The 21877-nt window shown below is 66.6% G+C and carries 24 protein-coding genes; 19 read left to right on the top strand and 5 right to left on the bottom strand.

The genetic code is table 11. From position 1 onward, the window contains the following. The first annotated feature begins 2 nt into the window (after positions 1 to 2). The 18 genes from hypF (at position 3) to rpoN (ending at position 18231) form a co-directional block, all read left to right on the top strand. Positions 3 to 2333 carry a carbamoyltransferase HypF gene (gene hypF, locus HLH36_RS06540; RefSeq protein ID WP_338030403.1) on the top strand — a complete coding sequence of 777 codons (2331 nt, stop codon included), beginning with the start codon at positions 3 to 5 and terminating at the stop codon, positions 2331 to 2333. Positions 2334 to 2498: 165 nt separating this feature from the next. Then, the gene (locus HLH36_RS06535; RefSeq protein WP_182965080.1) at positions 2499 to 3578 is read left to right on the top strand and encodes a hydrogenase small subunit; all 1080 of its coding nucleotides are present in this window, start codon (positions 2499 to 2501) and stop codon (positions 3576 to 3578) included. After that, positions 3575 to 5392: a nickel-dependent hydrogenase large subunit gene (locus tag HLH36_RS06530; RefSeq protein ID WP_182985622.1), complete on the top strand. Its 1818-nt coding sequence runs from the start codon at positions 3575 to 3577 to the stop codon at positions 5390 to 5392. Before HLH36_RS06535 ends, HLH36_RS06530 begins: the two co-directional genes overlap by 4 nt. Before the next feature lie 11 nt (positions 5393 to 5403). Further along, positions 5404 to 6165: a Ni/Fe-hydrogenase, b-type cytochrome subunit gene (cybH, locus tag HLH36_RS06525; RefSeq protein ID WP_182985621.1), complete on the top strand. Its 762-nt coding sequence runs from the start codon at positions 5404 to 5406 to the stop codon at positions 6163 to 6165. A 207-nt stretch (positions 6166 to 6372) separates the two neighbouring features. Further along, positions 6373 to 7023, top strand: coding sequence for a HyaD/HybD family hydrogenase maturation endopeptidase (locus HLH36_RS06520; protein ID WP_182985620.1), 651 nt, complete (start codon positions 6373 to 6375; stop codon positions 7021 to 7023). Then, entirely contained in the window at positions 6965 to 7390 is a 426-nt protein-coding gene (locus tag HLH36_RS06515) for a HypC/HybG/HupF family hydrogenase formation chaperone (protein ID WP_408871848.1), read from the top strand. Before HLH36_RS06520 ends, HLH36_RS06515 begins: the two co-directional genes overlap by 59 nt. Then, positions 7390 to 7806, top strand: a complete 417-nt coding sequence (locus HLH36_RS06510) for a thioredoxin domain-containing protein (RefSeq protein WP_182985618.1) — start codon at positions 7390 to 7392, stop codon at positions 7804 to 7806. The genes HLH36_RS06515 and HLH36_RS06510 overlap by 1 nt, the downstream gene beginning before the upstream one ends. Beyond that, on the top strand, positions 7803 to 8675 hold the full coding sequence (locus tag HLH36_RS06505) for a hydrogenase expression/formation protein (protein WP_182985617.1): 873 nt from the start codon (positions 7803 to 7805) through the stop codon (positions 8673 to 8675). Before HLH36_RS06510 ends, HLH36_RS06505 begins: the two co-directional genes overlap by 4 nt. Beyond that, positions 8672 to 9484, top strand: a complete 813-nt coding sequence (hybE, locus tag HLH36_RS06500; RefSeq protein ID WP_182985616.1) for a [NiFe]-hydrogenase assembly chaperone HybE — start codon at positions 8672 to 8674, stop codon at positions 9482 to 9484. Before HLH36_RS06505 ends, hybE begins: the two co-directional genes overlap by 4 nt. Further along, positions 9481 to 10467, top strand: coding sequence for a hypothetical protein (locus HLH36_RS06495; protein ID WP_182985615.1), 987 nt, complete (start codon positions 9481 to 9483; stop codon positions 10465 to 10467). The genes hybE and HLH36_RS06495 overlap by 4 nt, the downstream gene beginning before the upstream one ends. Positions 10468 to 10481: 14 nt before the next feature. Further along, on the top strand, positions 10482 to 10814 hold the full coding sequence (gene hypA, locus HLH36_RS06490) for a hydrogenase maturation nickel metallochaperone HypA (RefSeq protein WP_338030401.1): 333 nt from the start codon (positions 10482 to 10484) through the stop codon (positions 10812 to 10814). After that, complete coding sequence (gene hypB / locus HLH36_RS06485; protein ID WP_182985613.1) at positions 10814 to 11734, top strand: hydrogenase nickel incorporation protein HypB; 921 nt, start codon at positions 10814 to 10816, stop codon at positions 11732 to 11734. Before hypA ends, hypB begins: the two co-directional genes overlap by 1 nt. 7 nt (positions 11735 to 11741) lie before the next feature. Then, positions 11742 to 13214 carry a sigma 54-interacting transcriptional regulator gene (locus HLH36_RS06480; protein WP_182985612.1) on the top strand — a complete coding sequence of 491 codons (1473 nt, stop codon included), beginning with the start codon at positions 11742 to 11744 and terminating at the stop codon, positions 13212 to 13214. 12 nt (positions 13215 to 13226) lie between these two features. Further along, positions 13227 to 13526: a HypC/HybG/HupF family hydrogenase formation chaperone gene (locus HLH36_RS06475; protein ID WP_182985611.1), complete on the top strand. Its 300-nt coding sequence runs from the start codon at positions 13227 to 13229 to the stop codon at positions 13524 to 13526. A gap of 72 nt (positions 13527 to 13598) precedes the next feature. Then, a complete protein-coding gene (hypD, locus tag HLH36_RS06470; RefSeq protein WP_182985610.1) occupies positions 13599 to 14720 on the top strand; it encodes a hydrogenase formation protein HypD in 1122 nt (373 codons plus the stop codon). After that, positions 14717 to 15775, top strand: coding sequence for a hydrogenase expression/formation protein HypE (gene hypE / locus HLH36_RS06465; RefSeq protein WP_182985609.1), 1059 nt, complete (start codon positions 14717 to 14719; stop codon positions 15773 to 15775). Before hypD ends, hypE begins: the two co-directional genes overlap by 4 nt. Before the next feature lie 16 nt (positions 15776 to 15791). Beyond that, a complete protein-coding gene (locus HLH36_RS06460) occupies positions 15792 to 16823 on the top strand; it encodes a HoxN/HupN/NixA family nickel/cobalt transporter (protein ID WP_182985608.1) in 1032 nt (343 codons plus the stop codon). A gap of 13 nt (positions 16824 to 16836) precedes the next feature. Beyond that, entirely contained in the window at positions 16837 to 18231 is a 1395-nt protein-coding gene (rpoN, locus tag HLH36_RS06455) for an RNA polymerase factor sigma-54 (protein ID WP_182985607.1), read from the top strand. A gap of 173 nt (positions 18232 to 18404) precedes the next feature. Here the strand turns inward: rpoN and HLH36_RS06450 are convergent, their stop codons facing one another. The 3 genes from HLH36_RS06450 to HLH36_RS06440 form a co-directional block, all read right to left on the bottom strand. Continuing rightward, on the bottom strand, positions 18405 to 18596 hold the full coding sequence (locus HLH36_RS06450) for a hypothetical protein (RefSeq protein WP_182985606.1): 192 nt from the start codon (positions 18594 to 18596) through the stop codon (positions 18405 to 18407). Between the two features lie 266 nt (positions 18597 to 18862). Next, entirely contained in the window at positions 18863 to 19042 is a 180-nt protein-coding gene (locus tag HLH36_RS06445) for a hypothetical protein (protein WP_182965099.1), read from the bottom strand. Between the two features lie 177 nt (positions 19043 to 19219). Further along, complete coding sequence (locus HLH36_RS06440) at positions 19220 to 19717, bottom strand: hypothetical protein (protein WP_182985605.1); 498 nt, start codon at positions 19715 to 19717, stop codon at positions 19220 to 19222. Between the two features lie 7 nt (positions 19718 to 19724). On the opposite strand from HLH36_RS06440, the gene HLH36_RS06435 reads away from it, so the two are divergent. Further along, positions 19725 to 19985: a hypothetical protein gene (locus HLH36_RS06435; protein WP_182985604.1), complete on the top strand. Its 261-nt coding sequence runs from the start codon at positions 19725 to 19727 to the stop codon at positions 19983 to 19985. Positions 19986 to 20097: 112 nt separating this feature from the next. On the opposite strand, the gene HLH36_RS06430 is transcribed toward HLH36_RS06435, so the two are convergent. Continuing rightward, positions 20098 to 20568 carry a c-type cytochrome gene (locus tag HLH36_RS06430; RefSeq protein ID WP_182985603.1) on the bottom strand — a complete coding sequence of 157 codons (471 nt, stop codon included), beginning with the start codon at positions 20566 to 20568 and terminating at the stop codon, positions 20098 to 20100. Positions 20569 to 20571: 3 nt separating this feature from the next. Beyond that, the gene (locus tag HLH36_RS06425; RefSeq protein ID WP_220792726.1) at positions 20572 to 21843 is read right to left on the bottom strand and encodes an FAD-dependent oxidoreductase; all 1272 of its coding nucleotides are present in this window, start codon (positions 21841 to 21843) and stop codon (positions 20572 to 20574) included. Positions 21844 to 21877: the final 34 nt, after the last annotated feature.

The following is a 21877-nucleotide window of genomic DNA, read 5'->3' as shown; positions in this document are numbered from 1 at the left end:
CGGTGCCGGATAGGCCTGTGGAGATTGCCGCCGAGCGGATCGTGGTCAGCGGCCTGGTGCAGGCGGTGGGCTTTCGTCCTTTCGTCTGGCGCGTGGCGCGGCGGCTGGGTCTGCGGGGCACGGTGTGCAATATGGGCGACAGGGTCGAAATCCTGGTGACGGGGCCTGGGGCGGCGCGCGACGCACTGGTCGCGGCGCTGTGGTCCGGGCCGCCGCGCGCGCGGGTCCTGGCCGTGGCGCGCCAGCCGGACCTGTATGACGGAGGACCGGGTTTCGAGATCGTGCCCAGCGTGGCGGGCGGCGTCAGCGCCGGGATCGTGGCCGATCTGGCGACCTGTACGGCCTGCGTGGAGGAAATCCGCTCTCCTGCTGCGCGGCGCCATGGATATGCCTTTACCAACTGCGTCGATTGTGGGCCGCGTTTTTCCATCGTGTCCGGCTTTCCCTACGACCGCGCGCGCACGACGATGGCGGGGTTCGCCCTGTGCGCTTCCTGCCGCGCGGAATATGATGACCCCACCGATCGGCGTTTTCATGCGCAGCCGATTGCCTGCCCCGCATGCGGTCCGCGCCTGCGCTTCGTCGGGCGGGGGGCCGGGTCGGAAGGGGAGGCGGCATTGACGGCTGCCGCCTCCCTCCTGCTTTCCGGCGGGATCGTCGCGGTGAAGGGCATTGGCGGCTACCATTTGGCCTGCCTTGCCACGTCCGATGCGGCAGTTGCCCTGCTGCGCGGGCGGAAGGGGCGACCGGCCAAGCCGCTGGCGGTGATGATGCGCGACGCGGTCATGCTGGAGGCGTTCTGCCGCCCCAGTGCGGCCGAGCAGCAGCTTCTGGCCGATCCGGCCGCTCCGGTGGTGCCGGTGGCGACGCGAGCCGGCGCGCCGCTGTCCGCCGGGCTGGCACCGGGGCTGGATCGGCTGGGGGTCATGCTGGCCTACACGCCGCTGCATGCGCTGCTGCTGGCGCGCGTGGATGCGCCGCTGGTGATGAGCAGCGGCAATGCATCCGGCTGCCCGCAGGTGACGGACGATGCGGTGGCGCTGCGCGACCTGGCGGGCATCGCCGATGGCTGGCTGATGCATGACCGCCCGATCGCGCGGCGGCTGGATGACAGCGTGATGGCTGTGGTGGACGGGCAGCCGCGCGTCCTGCGGCGGGGGCGCGGGCTGGCACCCGAACCGCTGACTCTGCCCCCCGGTTTTGCGGTGGCTCCGCCAGTGCTGGCGATGGGGGCGGACCTGAAAGCCGCCTTCTGCCTGACGCGGAACGGGCAGGCCCTGCTGTCGCACCATATGGGCAATCTGGACGATGCCGGCGTTGCGGACGCGCTGCTGGCGGCCCTGACCGATTACCGCGCCCTGTTCGCGCAGGCGCCGGCCGTGGTGGCGGTGGACGCCCATCCGGATTATCGCAGCCATGCGCTGGGCCGCCGTCTGGCGGCGGAGGCGGGGCTGCGGGTCGAGACCGTGTGGCACCACCACGCCCATGTCGCAGCCTGCATGGCCGAGCATGGCCTGCCCACCGACGGCAGGGCGGTGGTGGGGCTGGCGCTGGATGGGGCCGGGCTGGGCCAGGACGGCACGGTCTGGGGGGGCGAGGTGCTGGTCTGCGACTATCGTGCCGCGCGACGGGTGGGGCGGCTTGCGCCCGTGGCGATGGCCGGCGGCGATGTGGCGGCGCGCGAACCGTGGCGGATGCTGCTGGCGCATCTGGACGCGGCGCTGGGGCCGGACGGCACCGACGCGGCGGTGGCGAGGGGGCTGGCGCCCGCGCTGGCCGGCCGTCCGCTGCCGGTTCTGCGCGCCATGATCCGCGCGGGTGTCAACGCGCCGGCGTGCAGTTCCGCCGGGCGGCTGTTCGACGCCATGGCGGCGCTGCTGGATGTCGCGCCCGCGCGGATGTCTTATGAAGGCGAGGCCGCGATGCGGCTGGAAGCCCTGGCGCGCGGGGCGGACCAGGCGGCTGACTCCGCGCCGTTCGGCTTGCGGACGCGCGATGGGCTGGCGGAGATCGACCCGGCGGCGATGTGGCGCGCCGCCCTGAGGGACAGGGGGGACGGCGTGGCCCCGGCCCGGATCTCGGCGTCGTTCCATGCCGGTCTGGCCGGCGCCTTCGCCGAGTTGGCGTGTCGCACCGCCCAGGTCGAAGGGCTGGACACCGTCGCGCTGTCCGGCGGGGCCATGCACAACGCCGTGCTGGCCGAAACGTTGGCGGTGCGGCTGCGCGCGGCGGGGCTGCGCGTGCTGCTGCCGGTGCGGGCGCCGGCCGGCGATGGTGGACTGGCGCTGGGGCAGGCGGCGGTGGCGGCGGCCCGGATGCTGGAAGGCGTCTGATCGTCTGTCCGATCCGTCCGATCAGCCTGCTTCCACTTTCCTCTCGCGATCGGGCCGGCCCTTTCGCCGTTCGCGGTCCCTGCGGCAATTGGTACGCTTTCTGCTTCCTTCCTGATGTGATGCGGGTCCGGGGCGATCCGCAGCCGAGGGAGGAACTCTTCGCTGATGGCTGTTCTCGAAACCTTCTATGACGTGATGCGGCGGCAGGGGATAACGCGCCGGTCGTTCGTCAAATATTGTTCGCTGACGGCGGCGGCGCTGGGGCTGGGGCCGGAATTCGTGCCGCAGATCGCCCACGCCATGGAAACCAAGCCGCGCACGCCGGTCCTGTGGCTGCATGGGCTGGAATGCACCTGCTGTTCCGAAAGTTTCATCCGCGCCGCGCATCCGCTGGTCAAGGATGTGATCCTGTCCATGATCTCGCTGGATTACGACGACACGCTGATGGCGTCGGCCGGTCATCAGGCTGAGGCCATTCTCGACGAGGTGATGGAGAAATATCACGGTAACTACATCCTGGCCGTCGAGGGCAATCCGCCGCTTAACGAGGACGGGATGTACTGCATCATCGGCGGCAAGCCCTTTGTGGAGCAATTGAAGCGCGTGGCCTCGGGCGCCAAGGCGATCATCTCCTGGGGGTCGTGCGCGTCCTATGGCTGCGTGCAGGCCGCGCGGCCGAACCCGACCCAGGCGACGCCGGTGCATAAGGTCATCCTGGACAAGCCGATCATCAAGGTGCCGGGCTGCCCGCCGATCGCCGAGGTCATGACCGGGGTCATCACCTACATGCAGACCTTCGACCGGCTGCCGGAACTGGACCGCCAAGGGCGGCCGAAGATGTTCTATTCGCAGCGCATTCACGACAAATGCTATCGCCGCCCGCATTTCGACGCCGGCCAGTATGTCGAGGCCTTCGACGACGAGGGCGCGCGCAAGGGGTATTGCCTCTACAAGGTCGGCTGCAAGGGGCCGACGACCTATAACGCGTGCTCCACCGTGCGCTGGAACGATGGCGTGTCCTTCCCCATCCAGTCGGGCCATGGCTGCATCGGCTGCTCCGAGGACGGGTTCTGGGACAAGGGGTCGTGGTACGCGCGGCTTCAGGATGTCAGCGGCTTCGGCATCGAGGCCAGCGCGGACAAGGTCGGCCTTGTCGCCGCGGGCGCCGTGGGCGCCGGACTTGCGGCGCATGCCGCCATCAGCGCGCTCAGCCGCGTCCGCTACAAGGGGGATGACGCCCAATGACCATCCAGACACCGAACGGCTTCAGCCTGGACAATGCCGGAAGGCGCATCGTGGTCGATCCGATCACGCGCATCGAGGGACATATGCGCGTCGAGGTCAATGTCGACGCGCAGAACATCATCCGCAATGCCGTCTCCACCGGCACGATGTGGCGCGGGCTGGAAGTGATCCTGAAGGGACGCGATCCGCGTGACGCCTGGGCCTTCGTGGAACGCATCTGCGGCGTCTGCACCGGGTGCCACGCGCTGGCGTCGGTCCGCGCGGTGGAAGACGCGCTGGATATCCGCATCCCGACCAATGCCTTCCTGATCCGCCAGATCATGGCCAAGGTGCTGGCCTGGCACGATCACGTCGTGCATTTCTATCATCTGCATGCGCTGGACTGGGTCAATCCGGTCAACGCGCTGAAGGCCGATCCGCGCGCGACCTCGGCGTTGCAGCAATCAGTCTCGCCCGATCATCCCAAATCCTCGCCGGGTTATTTCCGCGATGTGCAGAACCGGCTGAAGAAGTTTGTGGAAAGCGGGCAACTGGGGATTTTCAAGAACGGATATTGGGACAACGCATCGTATCTGCTGCCGCCCGAGGCGGACCTGATGGCGGTGACCCATTATCTGGAGGCGCTCGATTTCCAGAAGGAAATCGTCAAGATCCACACCATCCTGGGTGGCAAGAACCCGCACCCCAACTACATGGTCGGCGGTGTGCCCTGCGCGATCAATATCGATGGCGACATGGCGGCCGGCGCGCCGCTGAACATGGAGCGCCTGAACTTCATCCAGCAGAAGATCCAGGACGCGTTTGAGTTTTCGAAGAACGTGTACCTGCCCGACGTGCTGGCCATCGCCAGCTATTACAAGGGCTGGCTGTATGGTGGCGGGCTGGCGGCCAGCAATCTGATGGATTACGGCGACTACCCCACCGTGCAGGGCGACAAATCGACCGACCGGCTGCCGGGCGGGGCGATCATCGGCGGCAACTGGAACGAGATCCACCCCGTCGATCCCCGCGACCCGCAGCAGGTGCAGGAATTCGTCACCCATAGCTGGTACGAATACGGCAAGGGGCGCGAGGATGTGGGCCTGCACCCCTGGGACGGCGTGACCGACCCGCATTACGCGCTGGGCGCCGGCGCCAAGGGCACGCGTACCAACATCGTCGAGGTCGACGAGAACGCCAAATATTCGTGGGTGAAGGCCCCCCGCTGGCGCGGTCATGCGTGCGAGGTCGGGCCGCTGGCCCGCTATATCCTAGCCTATGCCAAGGGCGTGCCGTACGTGAAGGCGCAGGTCGATGACGCGCTGGGCCGCTTCAACAGTCTGGCGGGCACGGCGCTGACGCCGCAGCAGGCCCTGCCGACGACCATCGGCCGCACCCTGGCCCGCGCGCTGGAGGCCCATTACTGCGCCCAGCAGCTTCTGGACGATTACGACGCGCTGATCGCCAACATCCGTAATGGCGACCTGGCGACCGCCAACGTGTCGAAATGGGACCCGTCCACCTGGCCGAAGGAAGCCAAGGGGGTGGGTATCGTCGCGGCGCCGCGGGGCGGGCTGGGACACTGGATCCGCATTCGCGACGGCCGGATCGAGAATTACCAGTGCGTGGTGCCGAGCACCTGGAACGGTGGCCCGCGCGACGCCAGGGGCAATATCGGCGCGTTCGAGGCATCGCTGCTGGGCACGCCGATGAGCAACCCGGAACAGCCGGTGGAAATCCTGCGCACGCTGCATTCCTTCGACCCGTGCATGGCCTGCGCCACCCATGTGATGGCGCCCGACGGCGAGGAACTCGCCCGCGTCACCGTACGCTGAGGGGGCGGAACATGAGCGCACCGGATTCCGCCATCCTGACGGATGGCGACCTGAAGGGCACCAATCTGGACGGGCTGAAGGCCCGTCCGCTGCGGGCGCGCCGGCTGACCACGGTCTATGTCTACGAGGCCCCGGTCCGGCTGTGGCACTGGATGACGGCGGCCGCGATCGTGGTACTGGCCGCGACGGGGTACCTGATCGGCTCTCCCCCGCCCAGCCTGTCGGGCGAGGCCAGCAGCCATTTCCAGATGGGCTGGATCCGCTATCTGCATTTCGCCGCCGCGTGGATCTTTGCCGTGGGGTTCGCGGGCCGGGTGGCCTGGGCCTTCATGGGCAATGTCTATGCGCGCGAACTGTTCTTCATCCCCTTCTGGAAGCTGGAATACTGGAAGGAACTGCTGGATGAGGTGCTGGTCTACGCTTTCGTCAAGAAGCATGCGAAGACGGTGGTGGGGCATAACGCGCTGGCCCGCACGGCGCTGTTCTTCTGCTTCACGCTGACGGGCCTGTTCATGATCGTGACGGGTTTCGCGCTCTATTCCGACGGCACCGGCATCGATAGCTGGGAGGGGCATGTGTTCGGCTGGATCATGCCCTGGCTGGGGGGGAACCTGTCGACGCATTTCCTGCACCACTGGGGCATGTGGGTGATCATCCTGTTCGTGATGATCCACATCTATACGGTCTCGCGCGAGGATATCATGTCCCGCCAGTCCCTGATCTCAGCGATGACCAATGGCTATCGTACGTTCCGGGACGACCGGCCTGACTGATCGGGATCTATCCAGTTCGGCCTGAATTGGAAGTTTGTCTTCCAAAAAACCCGTTATCACGGTTCCGTGATAACGGGTTTTGCTTTGGAAACGGTCATTGCATGACCAGCCTGGAAGTTGGCACGAAATCTGCTTCTCTTACTTTCCGTAAGGATTTGCCGCGCTGCACAGGCGGCCGGCGGCAGGAACGAAGGCAGGAACATCCGGATGACGGCCGAACAGGCAGCGGGACAGACGGGCGGCAGGGTGCTGGTGCTGGGAATTGGCAACATCCTGTGGGCGGACGAGGGGTTCGGGGTGCGTGTGGTGGAATATATGGCTGCTCGCCACGATTTTCCGGCGCCGGTCGAACTGATGGATGGGGGCACGCAGGGGTTGTACCTGCTGCCGCATCTCGAGGACCTGGCCGGTCTGGTGATCGTTGACGCCATCGATTTCGGCCTGCCGCCCGCGACCCTGCACCAGGTGCATGGCGCGGACGTGCCCGCCACCATCGGCGCACGGAAGATGAGCCTGCACCAGACCGGATTTCAGGAGGTTCTGGCGCTGCTGGATTTGCGGGGCCATGCGCCGCGCCGGGTTTCGCTGATCGGCGTGCAGCCGGTGACGATGGAGGATTATGGCGGCGGCCTGACGGAACGGGTTGCCGCCCAGGTGGCGCCTGCCGCCCAGGCGGTGCTGGACCTGCTGGCGCGCGAATATGGAGTCCGGCCCCTGCCGCTGGCGGGGCCGGCCGACATGGGCGCCGGACTGATGACCCCGGCGGTGGCCCGCGCGCCGTACGAGGCAGGCCGTCCTGATGAACAGGCGGCCTGCCGCCATGGCGACGAACGCCTGCTGGCGCGGCTGGAGGCATAGGCGCATGTGCGTGGGGATTCCGATGACCGTGCGTGCGGTGCGCGGTGTCATGGCCGAGTGCGAGGCCGAACGGTCGGAGGGCCAGCCGGCATGCCGCGAGCTGGTGGATATCACGCTGGTGCCCGATGCGCGGCCCGGCGACGAACTGCTGGTGTTTCTAGGGCTGGCCCGCAGCCGGCTGGACGCGGAGGAAGCAAGCCGCATCCGCGCGGCGCTGGGGGCCCTGGCGGCGCTGGCCGGGCCCGGCCCGGATGCTGCCCGCGTGCAGGATGTGGTGGCGCGCGGCTTTGCCGATCTGTGCGACGCGCCGCCGCGCCTGCCCCCGCATCTTGAAGCGGCGCTGGCCGCCGGTCTGGAGGAAGCCTGATGTCTGTTCTACATGATTCGCCTCTGGTCGCGGGGCTGATCGACCGCTACGGCATGGCGCTGCTGCATGACAGGGCGGACGCGCCGCGCGGGCTGGTGCTGCTGTTCCTGCCCAGCCATGCGCGGCCGCACCTGGAAACGCCGGATATCGCTGCCGTGCTGCCCGATCTGCTGCAGGCCTGCGCGGGGCTGGTACCGTCCGGTTCGGCCCCTGTGGGAGCGGTGGCGGATGCGGCGCTGGAAGTGGACCTGCGCGCTGAAATCGACGATCTGTCCTTGCCGGCGCTGGTGCTGTTGCATGATGGTCGCCCGGCGGGCGCCATTTCGCGCATGCGTGACTGGGACGAATATGGCCGCCGCCTGACGGCCTTGCTGGCTCCCTTTGCCCATTCCACCTTGACGGATCAACCGGCATGAGCGCGTCCTTCGCCTTCCCCCCCATCGGCTTCGGCCCCGGTTCCGCCCCGCCCGAGGGTGAGGATGGACTGCAATATTTGGCCATGCCGTCCGGGGTCAGCGTCTATGCCGCCCATCTGCCCGAGATCGACGACCCCGAGCGCGTGCGCCCGGCCATGGCCTTTCTGGAAGGGCTGCGCGACATGGCGGCCCAGTGGGGGCCGGGCCGGTCGTTGCTGCTGAAGCGCGACGGGCTGGACGCGGCCAGTCGCGCGGTGGTGGATGATGCGCTGGGCGAGGGCGAGGTGTCGGTGCTGCTGGACGACGGGGCCGGGCGGATCGAGGTGCAGGAAACGGTGTTCGCGGGCATCTGGACCCTGCGGGCCCTGTCGCCTGACGATTCCCAGGCGGTGCGGGAGCAGATGGAAATCGGCGCCTTTCCCCGTGCCGTGCTGGCGCGGGCCTTTCCGGCCCGCTCGGCCACCGCGCCGGATATCGCGGCCCTGGCGAGCCCTGGCGTGGTGAATGCGCCCGCCATCCTGACCGAGCTTCTGGACCGCAGCGCGGCATGGCGGCCCGGTTGCGCCGCGCATGTCATCAATCTCAGCCTGCTGCCGCATACGCCCGAGGATCTGGACCTGATCGCCAGCGTGCTGGGCCGGGGCGGGGTGACGATCCTGTCGCGTGGCTATGGCAATTGCCGGATCGAGGCGACGGCCACGCCGCATGTCTGGCGCGTGCGCTATTTCAATTCGATGGACACGCTGATCCTGGATACGATCGAGGTCGCCGAGGTGCCCGAGATCGCCTGCGCGGCCCCCGAGGACATCGCGGATTCCGCCGCGCGCCTGGCCGAGATCTGTGCGGCCCTGGCCGGAGGCGACGCATGAGCGGCGCATTCCACGGTTTTGAAGGCTCGTATCTGGGCGATGCCGCGCGGCTGGCGCCCGATGCGGTGATGGAATGCAAGATCTGCTGGTCGGTCTACGACCCGGCGCAGGGGTGCGAGACCTGGCAGGTGCCGCCGGGCACGCCGTTCGCGGCCCTGCCGGAGCATTGGCGCTGCCCCACCTGCGACGGTGCGCGGGACCAGTTCATGGTCGTTCATGGCGCTGCCGCGTCCGGTCCGGTCCAGCCGGTTCCGGCGCCTGCCGCCCTGCTGCGCGAGGCCGGGCCGACGCCGGCCGCGCTGCTGGCAGGCCGGCTGGAGGAGGCATTCCGCGAGATCCATGTCGGGAAGATGAGGGGTATCCCGCTGCTGAACGAGGCCCTGGGCGTCCGGGCCGTGGGCTTTCGGGCCTATGACGGACATCTGCTGGGTGTTCTGGTCACGCCGTGGTTCATGAACCTGATCCTGGCGCCGGGCGCGGAGGATGACTGGTCGTCGTCGGTGTCGGGCGACAAGGAGTTGATCGTCTTTCCGTCCGGCACCTACGAATTCACCGCCGTCAACCGGACGGTCCAGACGCAGGGGGTGGATCTGCTGCCCTACAAGGCGTGCGCGCTGTTTTCGCCGATGTTCGAATTTTCCACGATGTTGCAGGCTGTCGAGACGGCCGAGGCCACGTTGCGCGGGCTGCTGGACCCGACGCTGCACCCCGATTACGTGGCCCCGCCGCCCGTCGCGCCTGCGGCCGCAATGGGGCGGCGCGGATTGCTGTTCGGCGCACGGCAGGAGGCGTCGCCGTCGGGCGCATGATCGGTCACCTCACTCTTTCGGGCGGCGCCGGGGGACGTCCCTGGCGGATTGCGCTCCAGGCGCCGGTCGCAGCCGGCCGGGTCTGCGTCGGCCTGACGCCCGCCGAGGCCATGGCCCGCGTGTCGGGGCTGTTCAGCCTGTGCGGTGCCGCGCATGGCATGGCCGCGGCCGGGGCGATGGGCCTGCGCGCCGGGGGAGGGGCCGCCGAGGCGGCGATGCGCGGAGAAATCCTGCGCGACCACGCCATTGCCCTGTTGCTGGATTGGCCGGGGCGGCTGGGCCTGCCGCCGGCGCGGGCGCTGCTGTCGCGCCTGATCGCGCGGCAGGAGGGGGATGCGGCGGCGCTGCATCGCGAGCTGACCGGTACCGATGCTGAGATCGGTGCGCTGGATCTCGTCGGCTTGTGTGACTGGCTGGATCTGGGGCGGGACGCTGCGGCACCTGTCCTGCCGCGTGTCCTGGCACGGTTGCGGGATGTTGCGCCCGCCGGCTGGGGCCGTACCGACCTGATGGCGCTTGCGGCCGCTGATATCGGGGCGGCGCTGGACGGCCGGATCGATGCCGCGCGGGACGCGGGAATCCTGGCGGATCATCTGGATCGTCCCGTCCTGCGCGCGCTGGTCGCGCGCGATGGGGTGTCGCTGTTCGCGCGGATGCTGGCGCGCGTGCTGGACCTGCTGGCCTGCCTGGGCGCGCCGGGGGGTGACCTGTTTGCCCGGTCGCGCCGCCTGGCGGCGTCGTGCGCGCCATGTATCGGCATCGCACGGGCGGCGCGCGGCATCCTGGCGCATCAGGCGGTGGTGCGCGACGGACGGGTGGTGGCGTATAACATCCTTTCGCCGACCGTCTGGCATGCCGCGCCCGGGGGGTTGATGGAGCGGATCGCGGCAGCCCTGCCGGTGGACCGGCGGCGGCCGGTGCTGACTTGCATGATGCTGTCCGCGGTCAATCCCTGTATCCCCGTGACGGTGGCGGAGGACTAGGCCGGATGCACGAGATGTCGCTCTGTGAAAGCCTCGTCGATGTGATCGAGGATGCCGCCCGACGGGAGCGTTTCACCCGCGTGCGGCGCATACGGCTGGAGGTCGGGCGCTTTGCCGGGGTGGAACTGTCGGCCATGCGCTTCGGTTTCGACGCCGTTACGCGCGGCACGGTGGCCGAGGGGGCGGAACTGGAGATCCTGGAGGTTCCCGGTGCGGCCTGGTGTTTCGACTGCAGCGACACCGTCGGCCTGGACGGTCGGCTGGACCCGTGCCCCCGCTGCGGCGGCGGGCGGCTTCAACCCTCGGGCGGGATGGAAATCAGGATCAGGGATATGGAGGTAGTCTGATGTGCACGACATGCGGATGCGCTGGCGACGGGGCCACGATCGACGCGGCTGGTGGTCACGGTCATGACCATGGCCACAGCCACAGTCACAGCCACGATCATGCGCACGGTCACGGACATGACCATGATCACCATGATCACCAGCATGCCGAGGGTCTGCTGGATTACGGGGCCGGGCCGGCGCGCGCGCATGCGCCCGGCCTGTCGCAGGCCCGCATGGTCGAGATCGAACGCAGCATCCTGTCGAAGAATGACGGGTTTGCCGCCGCCAACCGCGCGCGCCTGGCGCGTGACGGCGTGCTGGCGCTGAACCTTCTGGCGGGGCCGGGCGCGGGCAAGACCACGCTGCTGGTGGAGACATTGCGCCGGATCGATGGCACCATGCCCGCCGCGGTGATCGAAGGCGACCAGCAGACCAGCAACGATGCCGAGCGCATCCGCGCGACCGGGGTGCCTGCCGTGCAGGTCAATACCGGCAAGGGCTGCCATCTGGACGCGCATATGGTCGGCCATGCGATGGAGCACCTGCATCTTGCGGCTGGCGGTGTGCTGTTCGTGGAGAATGTCGGTAATCTGGTGTGTCCCGCCGCGTTCGACCTGGGCGAGCACCACCGCGTTACGCTGCTGTCCGTGACCGAGGGGGAGGACAAGCCCCTTAAATATCCGGATATCTTTCAGGATGCCGACCTTGTCCTGCTGACCAAGACCGATCTGCTGCCGCATCTGGATGTCGACATGGCAACCCTGGAGGCGAATGTGGCGCGTGTGGCGCCCACCGCGCGGGTGCTGCGCGTTTCGACCCGTACCGGCGAGGGGATGGCGGAGTGGCTGGACTGGCTGTCGGCGCGGCGGCGCGCATGGCTGGACGGCCTGGCCACTGAGGCCGAGGCTCGCGCGGCCCTGCTGCGCGCGGCGGAGTAGCCGGGGCGTGAGCATTCCGCCGTCTATCCTCGTCATCGACGACGAACCGCGTTCGGTCGAGGTCATGGCTCGTATCCTGCGCGAGGAATTCGATGTCCATGTCGCCTCGGACGCGGCGGAGGCACGGGGCATTCTCGAAGCCAACTGGATCCAGGCAATCTTCTGCGACCAGCGGATGCCCGGCATGACGGGCGTGCAGTTTCTCTCCGAGGTTCGCGACCGTTGGCCCGATATCGTGCGGATGATCGTCACCGGCTATACCGAGCCTGACGACATGATCGACGCGATCAACGCGGCGGGCATCTATCAGTATATCACCAAGCCATGGCACCCGGACCAGTTGTTGCTGGCGGCGCGCAACGCCACGCATTTGTTCGCGATGCAGCGCGACCACGAACGCCTGTCGCTGGAACTGCGCCTGGCGCCTCCGGTGGCCGAGGGGCGGCTGGTGCGGCAGCGCGAACGCGTGCGCGGCAGCTATCATTTCGAATCCATCATCCGCACGCCGGCCAGTCCGCTGAACGAGACCTGCCGCCAGGCGGCCAAGGCGGCGGCGTTCGATATCCCCGTGCTGATCCAGGGGGAAACCGGCACCGGCAAGGAGCTGATGGCGCGCGCGCTGCATTACGCCAGCCAGCGCGATACCGGAGCGTTCGTCGCCGTCAATTGCGGTGCCATTCCGGACGAATTGCTGGAATCCGAATTGTTCGGCCACAGGAAAGGGGCCTTTACCGGGGCGCACGCCAACCGGCGCGGACTGGTGGAGGAGGCCGATGGTGGGACGCTGTTCCTTGACGAGATCGGCGACATCTCGCCCGCGTTTCAGGTCAAGCTGCTGCGCTTTTTGCAGGAAGGCGAATTCCGGTCGCTGGGCACCAACGAGACGACGCGGGTGGATGTGCGCGTCCTGGCTGCGACCCATCGCGACCTGCGCGAGGAGGTGCGGGCCGGGCGGTTCCGCGAGGATCTGTATTTCCGCCTGTCGGCCATGGTCCTGACGATTCCGCCGCTGCGTGACCGGCCGGACGATGTGCGCGTGCTGGCCAACCATCTGCTGGATGCCGCCTGCCTGCGCCACGGCCGTCATGTCCGGGGCTTCACGCCCGACACCATGGCCGCGCTGGTCCGCCATGACTGGCCCGGCAATGTCCGCGAATTGCAGAACGAGGTCCTGCGCATGCTGGTGCTGGCCGAACAGGATACGCTGGGCGTGGAATTGCTGTCGCCGGGCGTGCGCGCGACCGGGGCCGACGACGGCGTGCCGCAAGGCGCGGGGCCGATAGAGAGCATTCCGCACAGCGGCCCCCTGCAACAGCGCATGGAGGTGCTGGAAGCGCAGATCCTGATGGAAACCATCGTGCGCTGCGGCTGGAACAAGAGCCTGACCGCGCGCGAACTGGGTCTGTCGCGCGTCGGCCTGCGGGCGAAGCTGGATCGGTATGGAATCGTGCCGAATGCCGGACAACGGACAATACAGTAAGGGAATTACGCAATGTGTCTGGGCATTCCCGGTCAGGTGACGGCCATTCTCGACGAGGAATCGGCGATGGCCGAGGTCGAGATCTCGGGCGTCAGGCGCGCGGTCAACGTCCTGTGCGTAGCCGAGACGGGGCATCCGCTGTCGTCATTGCTGGGGACATGGGTGCTGGTGCATGTCGGTTTCGCCATGAGCCGGATCGAGGAGGACGAAGCCCGCGAAACGCTGCGCCTTCTGGCCGAAATCGGCGAACTGGACAGCGAGCTTGCGACAATGCGCGCCAGCGCCCAGGCTCCGGCACGCGATCATGAATAAACGCCTGGATTTCCAGAGGGCGATGCGCTTTGGCGGGTTTCAGGACGGAGCCCTGATGGTCGGGAATAACCGATGAGATTTGTCGACGAATTCCGCGATCCTGAACTGGCAGATCGCCTTTTTTCCGAAATCGCCCGTGTCGCCGAACGGATCGGCCGGACGCGAACGCGCCCGGTGACGGTCATGGAGGTCTGCGGCGGCCATACGCATACGATCTTCCGCTATGCGCTGGAATCGCGGATGCCGGAGAACGTCGAATTCGCGCATGGTCCGGGCTGCCCGGTCTGCGTGCTGCCGATGGGGCGTATCGACGACGCCATTGCGATCGCGCGGCGGCCCGAGGTGATCTTCACGACATTCGGCGACGCGATGCGCGTGCCCGGCGCGCAGGGCACGCTGTTGCAGGCGCGCGCTGCCGGGGCGGATGTGCGGATGGTCTATTCGCCGCTGGACGCGCTGGCGCTGGCACGGGCCAATCCGGAGCGGCAGGTGGTGTTCTTCGCCCTGGGGTTCGAGACCACGGCACCGTCGACCGCGCTGACCGTGCTGCGCGCGGCGGCAGAGGGGATCGGGAATTTCTCGATCATGTGCCAGCATATCACCATCATCCCGACGCTGCGTGCCCTGCTGTCGCAGGATGATTTCAGGGTGGACGGATTCATTGGCCCCGGTCACGTCTCGATGGTGATCGGTACCCGGCCCTACGATTTCATTGCCTCAGAATTCCATCGTCCGCTGGTGGTGGCGGGGTTCGAGCCGCTGGATATCCTGCAATCGCTGCTGATGGTGCTGCGCCAGGTCGATGCCTGCACGGCGCGGATCGAAAACCAGTATGCCCGCGTGGTGTACGCAGACGGTAATCCGGCCGCGATGGCGGCGATCGACCGGGTCTATGAAACGCGGCCGGCCTGCGAGTGGCGGGGCCTGGGCACCATCGCGGGATCGGGGCTGAGCCTGCGGCCCGCATGGCGCGCCTTCGATGCCGAGCAGCGGTTCGCCGTCATACCGCATCATGTGGCCGATCCGGGGGCCTGCCGCTGCGGCGATGTGCTGACGGGGCGTATCCGCCCGACGCAGTGCCCGGCGTTCGGCACAAGTTGCACGCCGGATTGTCCGTCCGGCGCGCTGATGGTTTCGTCCGAGGGCGCGTGCGCGGCCTATTATCAGTATCAGGGCCAGAAAGGCGCGGCATGAGCGACCATACTATTCCGGGCGTCGGCGCCGACGGGCGGATCACCCTGGCCCATGGCGGCGGCGGGACGGCGATGCGTGCATTGATCGACGGCGTGTTCCTGCGCGCCTTCTCGGACGATCCCGCGGCACCGCAGGAAGATCAGGCACGCTTTGCCATGGCCGACCTGGCTGCGCTGGGTGACCGTCTGGCCTTCACGACCGATTCTTTCGTAGTCGATCCGCTGGAGTTTCCCGGCGGCGACATCGGGACTCTGGCGGTCTGCGGCACGGTGAACGACCTGGCGGTCGGCGGGGCACGGCCGGTGGCGCTGTCGGCGGCCTTCATCCTGGCCGAAGGGCTGGATCTGGCGGTGGTGCGACGTATTGCGGCCTCGATGGCGGCATGCGCCCGGGCGGCGGGGGTGCGGATCGTGACCGGCGACACCAAGGTGGTACCGCGCGGCGCGTGCGACGGGTTGTTCGTCACCACGACCGGGATCGGGGTGATCCGGCCTGGATGCGCCATCAGCATCGCCTCCGGCCGCCCCGGCGATGTGGTGATCGTGAACGGTATGCTGGGCGATCATGGGGCCGCGATCCTGTGCGCGCGCGGCGACCTGGCGCTGGATGTCACCCTTGGCAGCGACTGCGCGCCCCTGAACGGGCTGACCGAGGCTCTGCTGGACGCGGTACCGGATGTGCGCTGCATGCGCGACGCCACCCGGGGCGGCCTGGCCGGGGTGCTGACCGAACTGGCCGAGGCCAGCCTTGTTACCGTACGGATCGATGAAGCCGCGTTGCCGGTCCGGCCCGAGGTCGCCGGCGTGTGCGAGATCCTGGGCCTGGACCCGCTCTATCTGGCCAACGAGGGCAAGCTGGCTGCCGTGGTACCGGCCGCTGCCGCCGATGTTGCCCTGGCGGCAATGCGGGCGCATCCGCTGGGGCGGGACGCCGCGGTCATCGGCCGCCTGGAGACCGCCGCGCCGGGACGGAGCGCGGTGCATCTGGCCAACCGGTTCGGCGGACAGCGCGTGGTGAGCATGCCATCGGGCGAACAATTGCCGCGAATCTGCTGATATGGGATCTGCCGACATGAACGCCCGGCCGTCCGCCGTCGCGCCTGGGACGATGCGTGCGCTGCTGGTGGGGCTGGCCGTGGTCAATATCGCGGCCTGGAACTGGGCCGAGTACGCGCTGGGCGGCCAGCCCGTGCTGATGGCGTCGGCCCTGCTGGCATGGTCGTTCGGCCTGCGTCATGCGATGGACGCGGATCATATCGCGGCTATCGACGTGGTGACGCGCAAGCTGATGACGCAGGGACGACGGCCGCTATGGGTGGGGTTGTCGTTCTCGCTGGGGCATTCCAGCGTCGTTGTCCTGGCGACGCTGCTGCTGGCGATCCTGCCGGCACGGGGGTGGCTGGACCGTTGGCACCTGATCGGCGGCACGGTGGGGTCGGTGGTCTCGATCGCCTTCCTGCTGGCCATGGCCCTGGTCAATACCGATGTGGCGCTGGCCCAGTGGCGGGTCTTGCGCGCGCGTGGCGTGGAGAGCGCTGGGCCGTCCGTGCCGGGCGGGATGCTGGCGCGGCTGTTCCATCCGGCCTTTCGCCTGGTCAACCGGGGGTGGCAGATGTACCCTCTGGGTTTCCTGTTCGGGCTGGGTTTCGACACCGCCACGGAAATCGGCCTGCTGGGATTGACGGCGGCCCACGCCGCGCACGGGCTGGGCATAGCGGGCATCATGGTCTTTCCATTGCTGTTCACGGCGGGAATGGCGCTTGTGGACAGTATCGAGGCCATGCTGATGATCCGTGCCTTCGGGTGGAGCGCACGGTCCGGGCGGCGGCGCATGATCTATAACCTGGTCGTCACCATGGCCTCGGTCATGGCCGCCGTCGTCGTCGGGCTGGTCGAGGCCGTGCAGATGCTGGATGACGACGAAGCCGCCCCTGCCGGGCTTGCGGTGCGGGCGGCCCGGGCGCTTGGCGATCATTTTCCGGTGGTGGGGCTGGGCATTGCCGCCCTGTTCCTGGCGATCTGGGTGGTGTCCGCCGGGCTGGACCGGTTTGTCCCCGATCGCGCAGGGACCTTGCCGCCTCGGCCGACGGAACCGCGCCCGTGAAGGCCGTCCCCTCATGTCCGTCGCGCTAGGCCAGAAAGTCGGCCAACGCCAGGGGCCGGCTCATGGGCTGGTGATGACGGCGCGCATGCGCGAAACCCTGCGTGTCCTGCACATGTCGCAGGTCGATCTCGAACGCTTCATCGTTGCCCAGGTCGATGACAACCCTCTGCTGGAACGCTTCGATCCGCCAGCCTTTGCGGCCGAAGGGCCGATGCGCGCCGAGGCATGCGGGCCGGACGATGCCGCACTGCGCGTGCAGGCCGGCCCCATGAGCATCCGCGAACGGTTGCTGCGGCAAATGATGCGGGCGATGCCCGATGGCACCGACCGGCGGATTGGCGCGACGCTGATCGACGAACTGGACGCATCGGGGCGGCTGACGGTCGACAGGGCAGATCTGGCCCGCCGCCTGGATGTCGCACAGGAGCGGATCGAGGCGGTCCGTCAGCGGTTGATGCGTTTCGACCCGGTCGGGGTGGCGGCGGTGTCGCTGGCGGAATGCTTCGCAGTGCAGTTGCAGGAGCAAAACAGGTTCGACCCCGCCATGGCGGCGCTGTTGGCGAACCTGGATATGCTGGCGCGGCGCGACATGACGCGGCTGCGCGCGGTATGCGGCGTGGACGCGGACGACCTGGCAGACATGATCGCCGAATTGCGCGCGCTGAACCCGCGGCCATGGATCGAGGACCTGGCCGAGCCCGTCCGGACGCGCATCCCCGATCTGATCGTGCGCTATGGCGAGAACGGTACCTGGTGCCTGGTGGCGGGGCATGATCCGTCCGATACGGTCGGCCTCAACATGTCCCTGGCGGAACGCCTGGGGGGGCTGCGCCGTGAGGACGAGCGCAGGCGTGTCGCGGGCTGGCTGTCCGGCGCACGCTGGCTGGTGCATGCACTGGCGCGGCGCCAGCGCAGCCTGATGGCGGTGGGCGAACATATCCTGTTCAGGCAGGCCGATTTCATGATGTGTGGGCCGGAGGCCTTGCGCCCGCTGACGATGCGGCGTGTCGCCGAGGATTTGCGCCTGCATGACAGTACGATCAGCCGGATCGTGGCCAACAAGCATGTCGCCACGCCGTTCGGTCTGTTTCCTCTCAAATTCTTTTTTTCGGCGGTCGTCGAAGGAACGCATAACGAAGTGCGTTCCGCCGAGGCAGCCCGAGCCCATATCCGTCGCCTGATTCGGAACGAAACCGCCGATCTGGTGATGTCGGACGAGCGGATCGTCCAGGCGCTCCATCGGCTCGGTTTCGTTCTGTCACGTCGGACGGTTGTCAAATACCGGGAGGGATTGGGGATCGGCTCGTCATTCGAACGGCGAAGAATATACCGGTCGGCAGAGAAAATCGGGACAGTTCGGCGGACTTCCCGCATGCCATCCGACAGGGTGGTGCCGCGCCCCACCTGATATCGAGACGTGGTCGCAAGGACTGGGTAACGACCGTTATATCGACAGGTTTGGGAAGCTGGTACGGAAGCGTAGGTTCCCGGCCGGTCAGCAGGGCGCGATGATGGTCTGCCCCTCGGTGGCCGCGACCGTGATTCCGTCGATTGTGAAGCGGAGCGGCCTGTCCTCCATGATCAGATGTCCTCGTCTACCGGGCGGTGGCCCTGGAGGGCGGCGGAGTCCGCCAATGCGGCATGGAGGTCGACATCCGGCACAAAGGCCTCGGGCCGCAACCGCGCCTCGTAGAGGGCGGGGAAATCGCGCATCGTCGTCAGGATCGGATAGGGGGCCGTCTGGCCCTCGGCGAGGAATATGGCTTCAGACATGCCGAACCGTCTCAATATATTGGATTATGCGATCATGTGGAGGCAACATGCCTACGGTATGGATTCTGATTGAGTGCGTTCTGGCATCTTTATTCTTGTCATGTGCGAGGCGCGATATCTCGCGGGCCAGAAATCGCAAGTATCGTTGATTGTCTTGCCCGGCAATCATGGAATTCAAAAAGCCCATTCTATTACGCAGAACCGGGCTTTTTTTGTTTTCATGTTCCGTGATCTGATCAAATCAATCTCCGCTTCTCCCAGCGGGTTCATGGGCCGCCTGTGCCGCGGAAGAGCAGGAACAGCGCAATGATGATTACGATGATCGGCAACAGGCCGAGCCCGTTGAACCCCGTGCTTCGCGGGCCGCCATACCAGCCGGAGCGAATGCCGTAACCGCCGCCGCCGATGGCGAAGAGGATGAGGATGATCACGAGAAGGGTCAGCATCGTGGGGACTCCGGGAGTGGTTGTCCTGATAACGCTTCATGGTTCGGATTGTTCACCCGCCACATGAATGACTCTTCGGGCGCGCGCATGCGTGGTTTGGCCGTGAAAAACCTGATCGAAACCGGGAGCTTCAGGCCCTGATGGGTTTGGGCTAAGTCCGATCTGTTTGGTTGCCCCTCAACTTGACGGGGGTAGTGGCGTATCAATCTCAATTGCCGTAGCGTGTGCGAAAGAGAGGAGCGATGCCGATTGGGATGTGGCCGGCATTACGCATTTCGGCCGCCAGCTCGAACAGGGTTTTCTGTTTGGCGAAGACGCCGCGATAGGCCGCCACAGGCTCAGTGTCGGGTCCCGGAATTCGCTGGCTTCCGATCCGGCACCATTGAGCTCGATAATCTTGAATTCTCGCCGATTTAGGGCGTCTTCGCTGCTGAAGCGTCCGTCCAGGCGGCCAAAATGGCAGCCGTTCATCGAATGTGCGATGGCCTCGACCTTCTGTTCGAGATCCGGAATGTTCAGTCGCATGGCATTTTCATAACGCCCGTCGACGCGCAGGGAGGCGACCGTGCCGAGAACGACCCTTTCGCCGGATGCGGGGACATGGTCCAGGCGGTCGGCGGGGAGGGGTGTCTTGTAGTGGTTTATCAGGGGAGTGACCTGTGGATCCGCGATCATCAGCCTGGTGATGGAGCGAACCCCATCACCGGTGATTGTGGGGGTAGCGAACGGCCAGCAGCGCAAGATCGCGTTCATCCCCAGCAATGCCAACATGTTCTTGGTGAACTGGAACCAGCCTGCCCGCCATGTGAAGGAGCAGTACGCCACGCAGGGGATCGATATCGGTCGGAGCTGGCCGATCTGGCCCAATATGTCGCGTATTACGGTCGGATCGGCTGATGAGATGAAGAAATTCTGTGCGGCGACCGACAGGGTCTTCGCCTGATTCTCATCGGTTGAAACGCGGGCGGGTGGGCCATTGGGCCGCCTCGCCGGAATGTGGTGGGGCTGTATCCGTTCATGTGGGTTACGGATACAGCCCCGTTTTTATGCGTGGTCTATTTTGAGGGCGATGTGTCGGGCTGTATGGCCAATGCGGGAAATTTGAGGGATGCCTGACGTTTTTCCGTGACCGGTAATGCGGTCTTGGCTGGAGACGCGCCGTTTTCACGCATGAGAAACGCGACCAGGGCGGTGGCATCTTCCGGCGACAGCGTGCCGGGAGCCATCAGTGGCATGGCACGTTGGATATAGCCCGTCAGGCGCGAAAGGGGAATTCCGGCCCAGCTTGCCACCAGCCGTCCTTTGAGGGACGGTGTCTGGAAATTTCCACTCAGATCGGCACCGTGGCACATGGCGCAGGCTCTCTGGTAGAGATCCGCTCCGCTTTGCGCCTGCTCGGCAGAGAATGACGGAATCGAGGAGGCCGCGGGCCTGGCGGCGTGAAGCGGGGAGGCGGAGGCTACGTACAGGGCCATTGCGCCCAACGGGCCTGAACGCATGAGGCGAAAAAAAAACTTGCGGGGCATGAGTCAGCCTTCCGAAAGGGGCGAACGGGCGAATAGGTCTGCCAGAACCTTGATGGCCCGTTCCGATTCGGAACGGTCCGGATGTTCGAAGGAATTTCCGATGCTGCCCATTTCTCCTTCGTTATTCAGGTCGTATGCCTGAACCATCAGTCCATCCGTCTTTGAGACTGCTGAGGCGCCCTGATAATGCAGGCCGTACGGGAGGTCCGGACGGGGGGGCAACCAGGCGGTCTGCCCCCTGACGGGGATCAGGCTCTTGTCGTTCCACCAGTCGCGTGCCGCATAGCCGGGGCAATTGATGATGACCTTCTCCGGCAAGGAAGTCAGTTCGCTGGGGTCGTGGAACTCCCGGATTACGACATGCCCGCCTGCCTGGAAGAATTCCGACATCAGCAGATGCCCATAGGAGGCGAAATTGTAGAGCATGAGGGTGTTGCGCTTGGCATAGGGGGCGGCAAAGGGATTTTCCGACGGATGTAGCTCTTCAGCCGTCGGCACGATATCCTTGATGCGATCCGAATAGCGCGCGAACTCCGTGCCATGCTGGGGCATGCCGGTGGATGCATAATCGCCCGTGCGACCATCCGGACCTTCCTCGTGGGGTGTGTTGAACGGCCGGTCGGACAGCACAAAATGTTCGATGAATTCGACAGGGTTACCGGGAAGGCCGAGATAGTCGCGGTAGGTGGCCCATGATATCCGCGCCATCTTTTCCCACAGATCGGCGAAGCCCGGCCCTGCGGGTGCCGTCAGGGAAATACGGGAATCCGGTGTCCAGCTACCATTGGCACGAACCGAGCGGGTCCGGGGCAGGAGGTCCTTGGTATAGATCGTGACGTCGAATCCGGCGCGTTGCGCCGTCAGGGCGGTGGTGAGGCCTATGATGCCGCAGCCGATCACCGCGACTTTGCGTTGCAGGGTGGTGGAGACCTTCTCGACCACCAGGCTCGCCGACCCCCAGGAAAGGGACCACCCGCTGCCACCGTGCCCGTAATTATGGAAAACGAGTTTGTTCCCCACGCGTTCGACATCAAAGCGCGGCCCCATCGGACGGAAAGGGCGCAGGCAGACCTTGATGTCGGTGATCTGATCGGCACGCAGGTCGAATGGCTGAAGCCTGATACGCGGCTTTTGTGGCGTGAAAGCCTGAGCTGGAGAGACAGGTGGGGTCTGGGCATGGAGGAGGCGGCTGCCAGCGAGTGCCCCGACGAGACTGGAGGCGGAGGCGCCGGCGACAAGATGCCTCCGCCCGATATTTCTGTTTCGATTGGTCATGCACGAAGCCTAGTGAAAAAATAGCGCCGGGGAA

Origin of the sequence: Gluconacetobacter aggeris, assembly GCF_014174395.1 — a bacterium.
Classification (GTDB): domain Bacteria; phylum Pseudomonadota; class Alphaproteobacteria; order Acetobacterales; family Acetobacteraceae; genus Gluconacetobacter; species Gluconacetobacter aggeris.
Note: the sequence above shows the minus strand (reverse complement) of the source record. Positions and strands in the feature narration are given on the sequence as shown.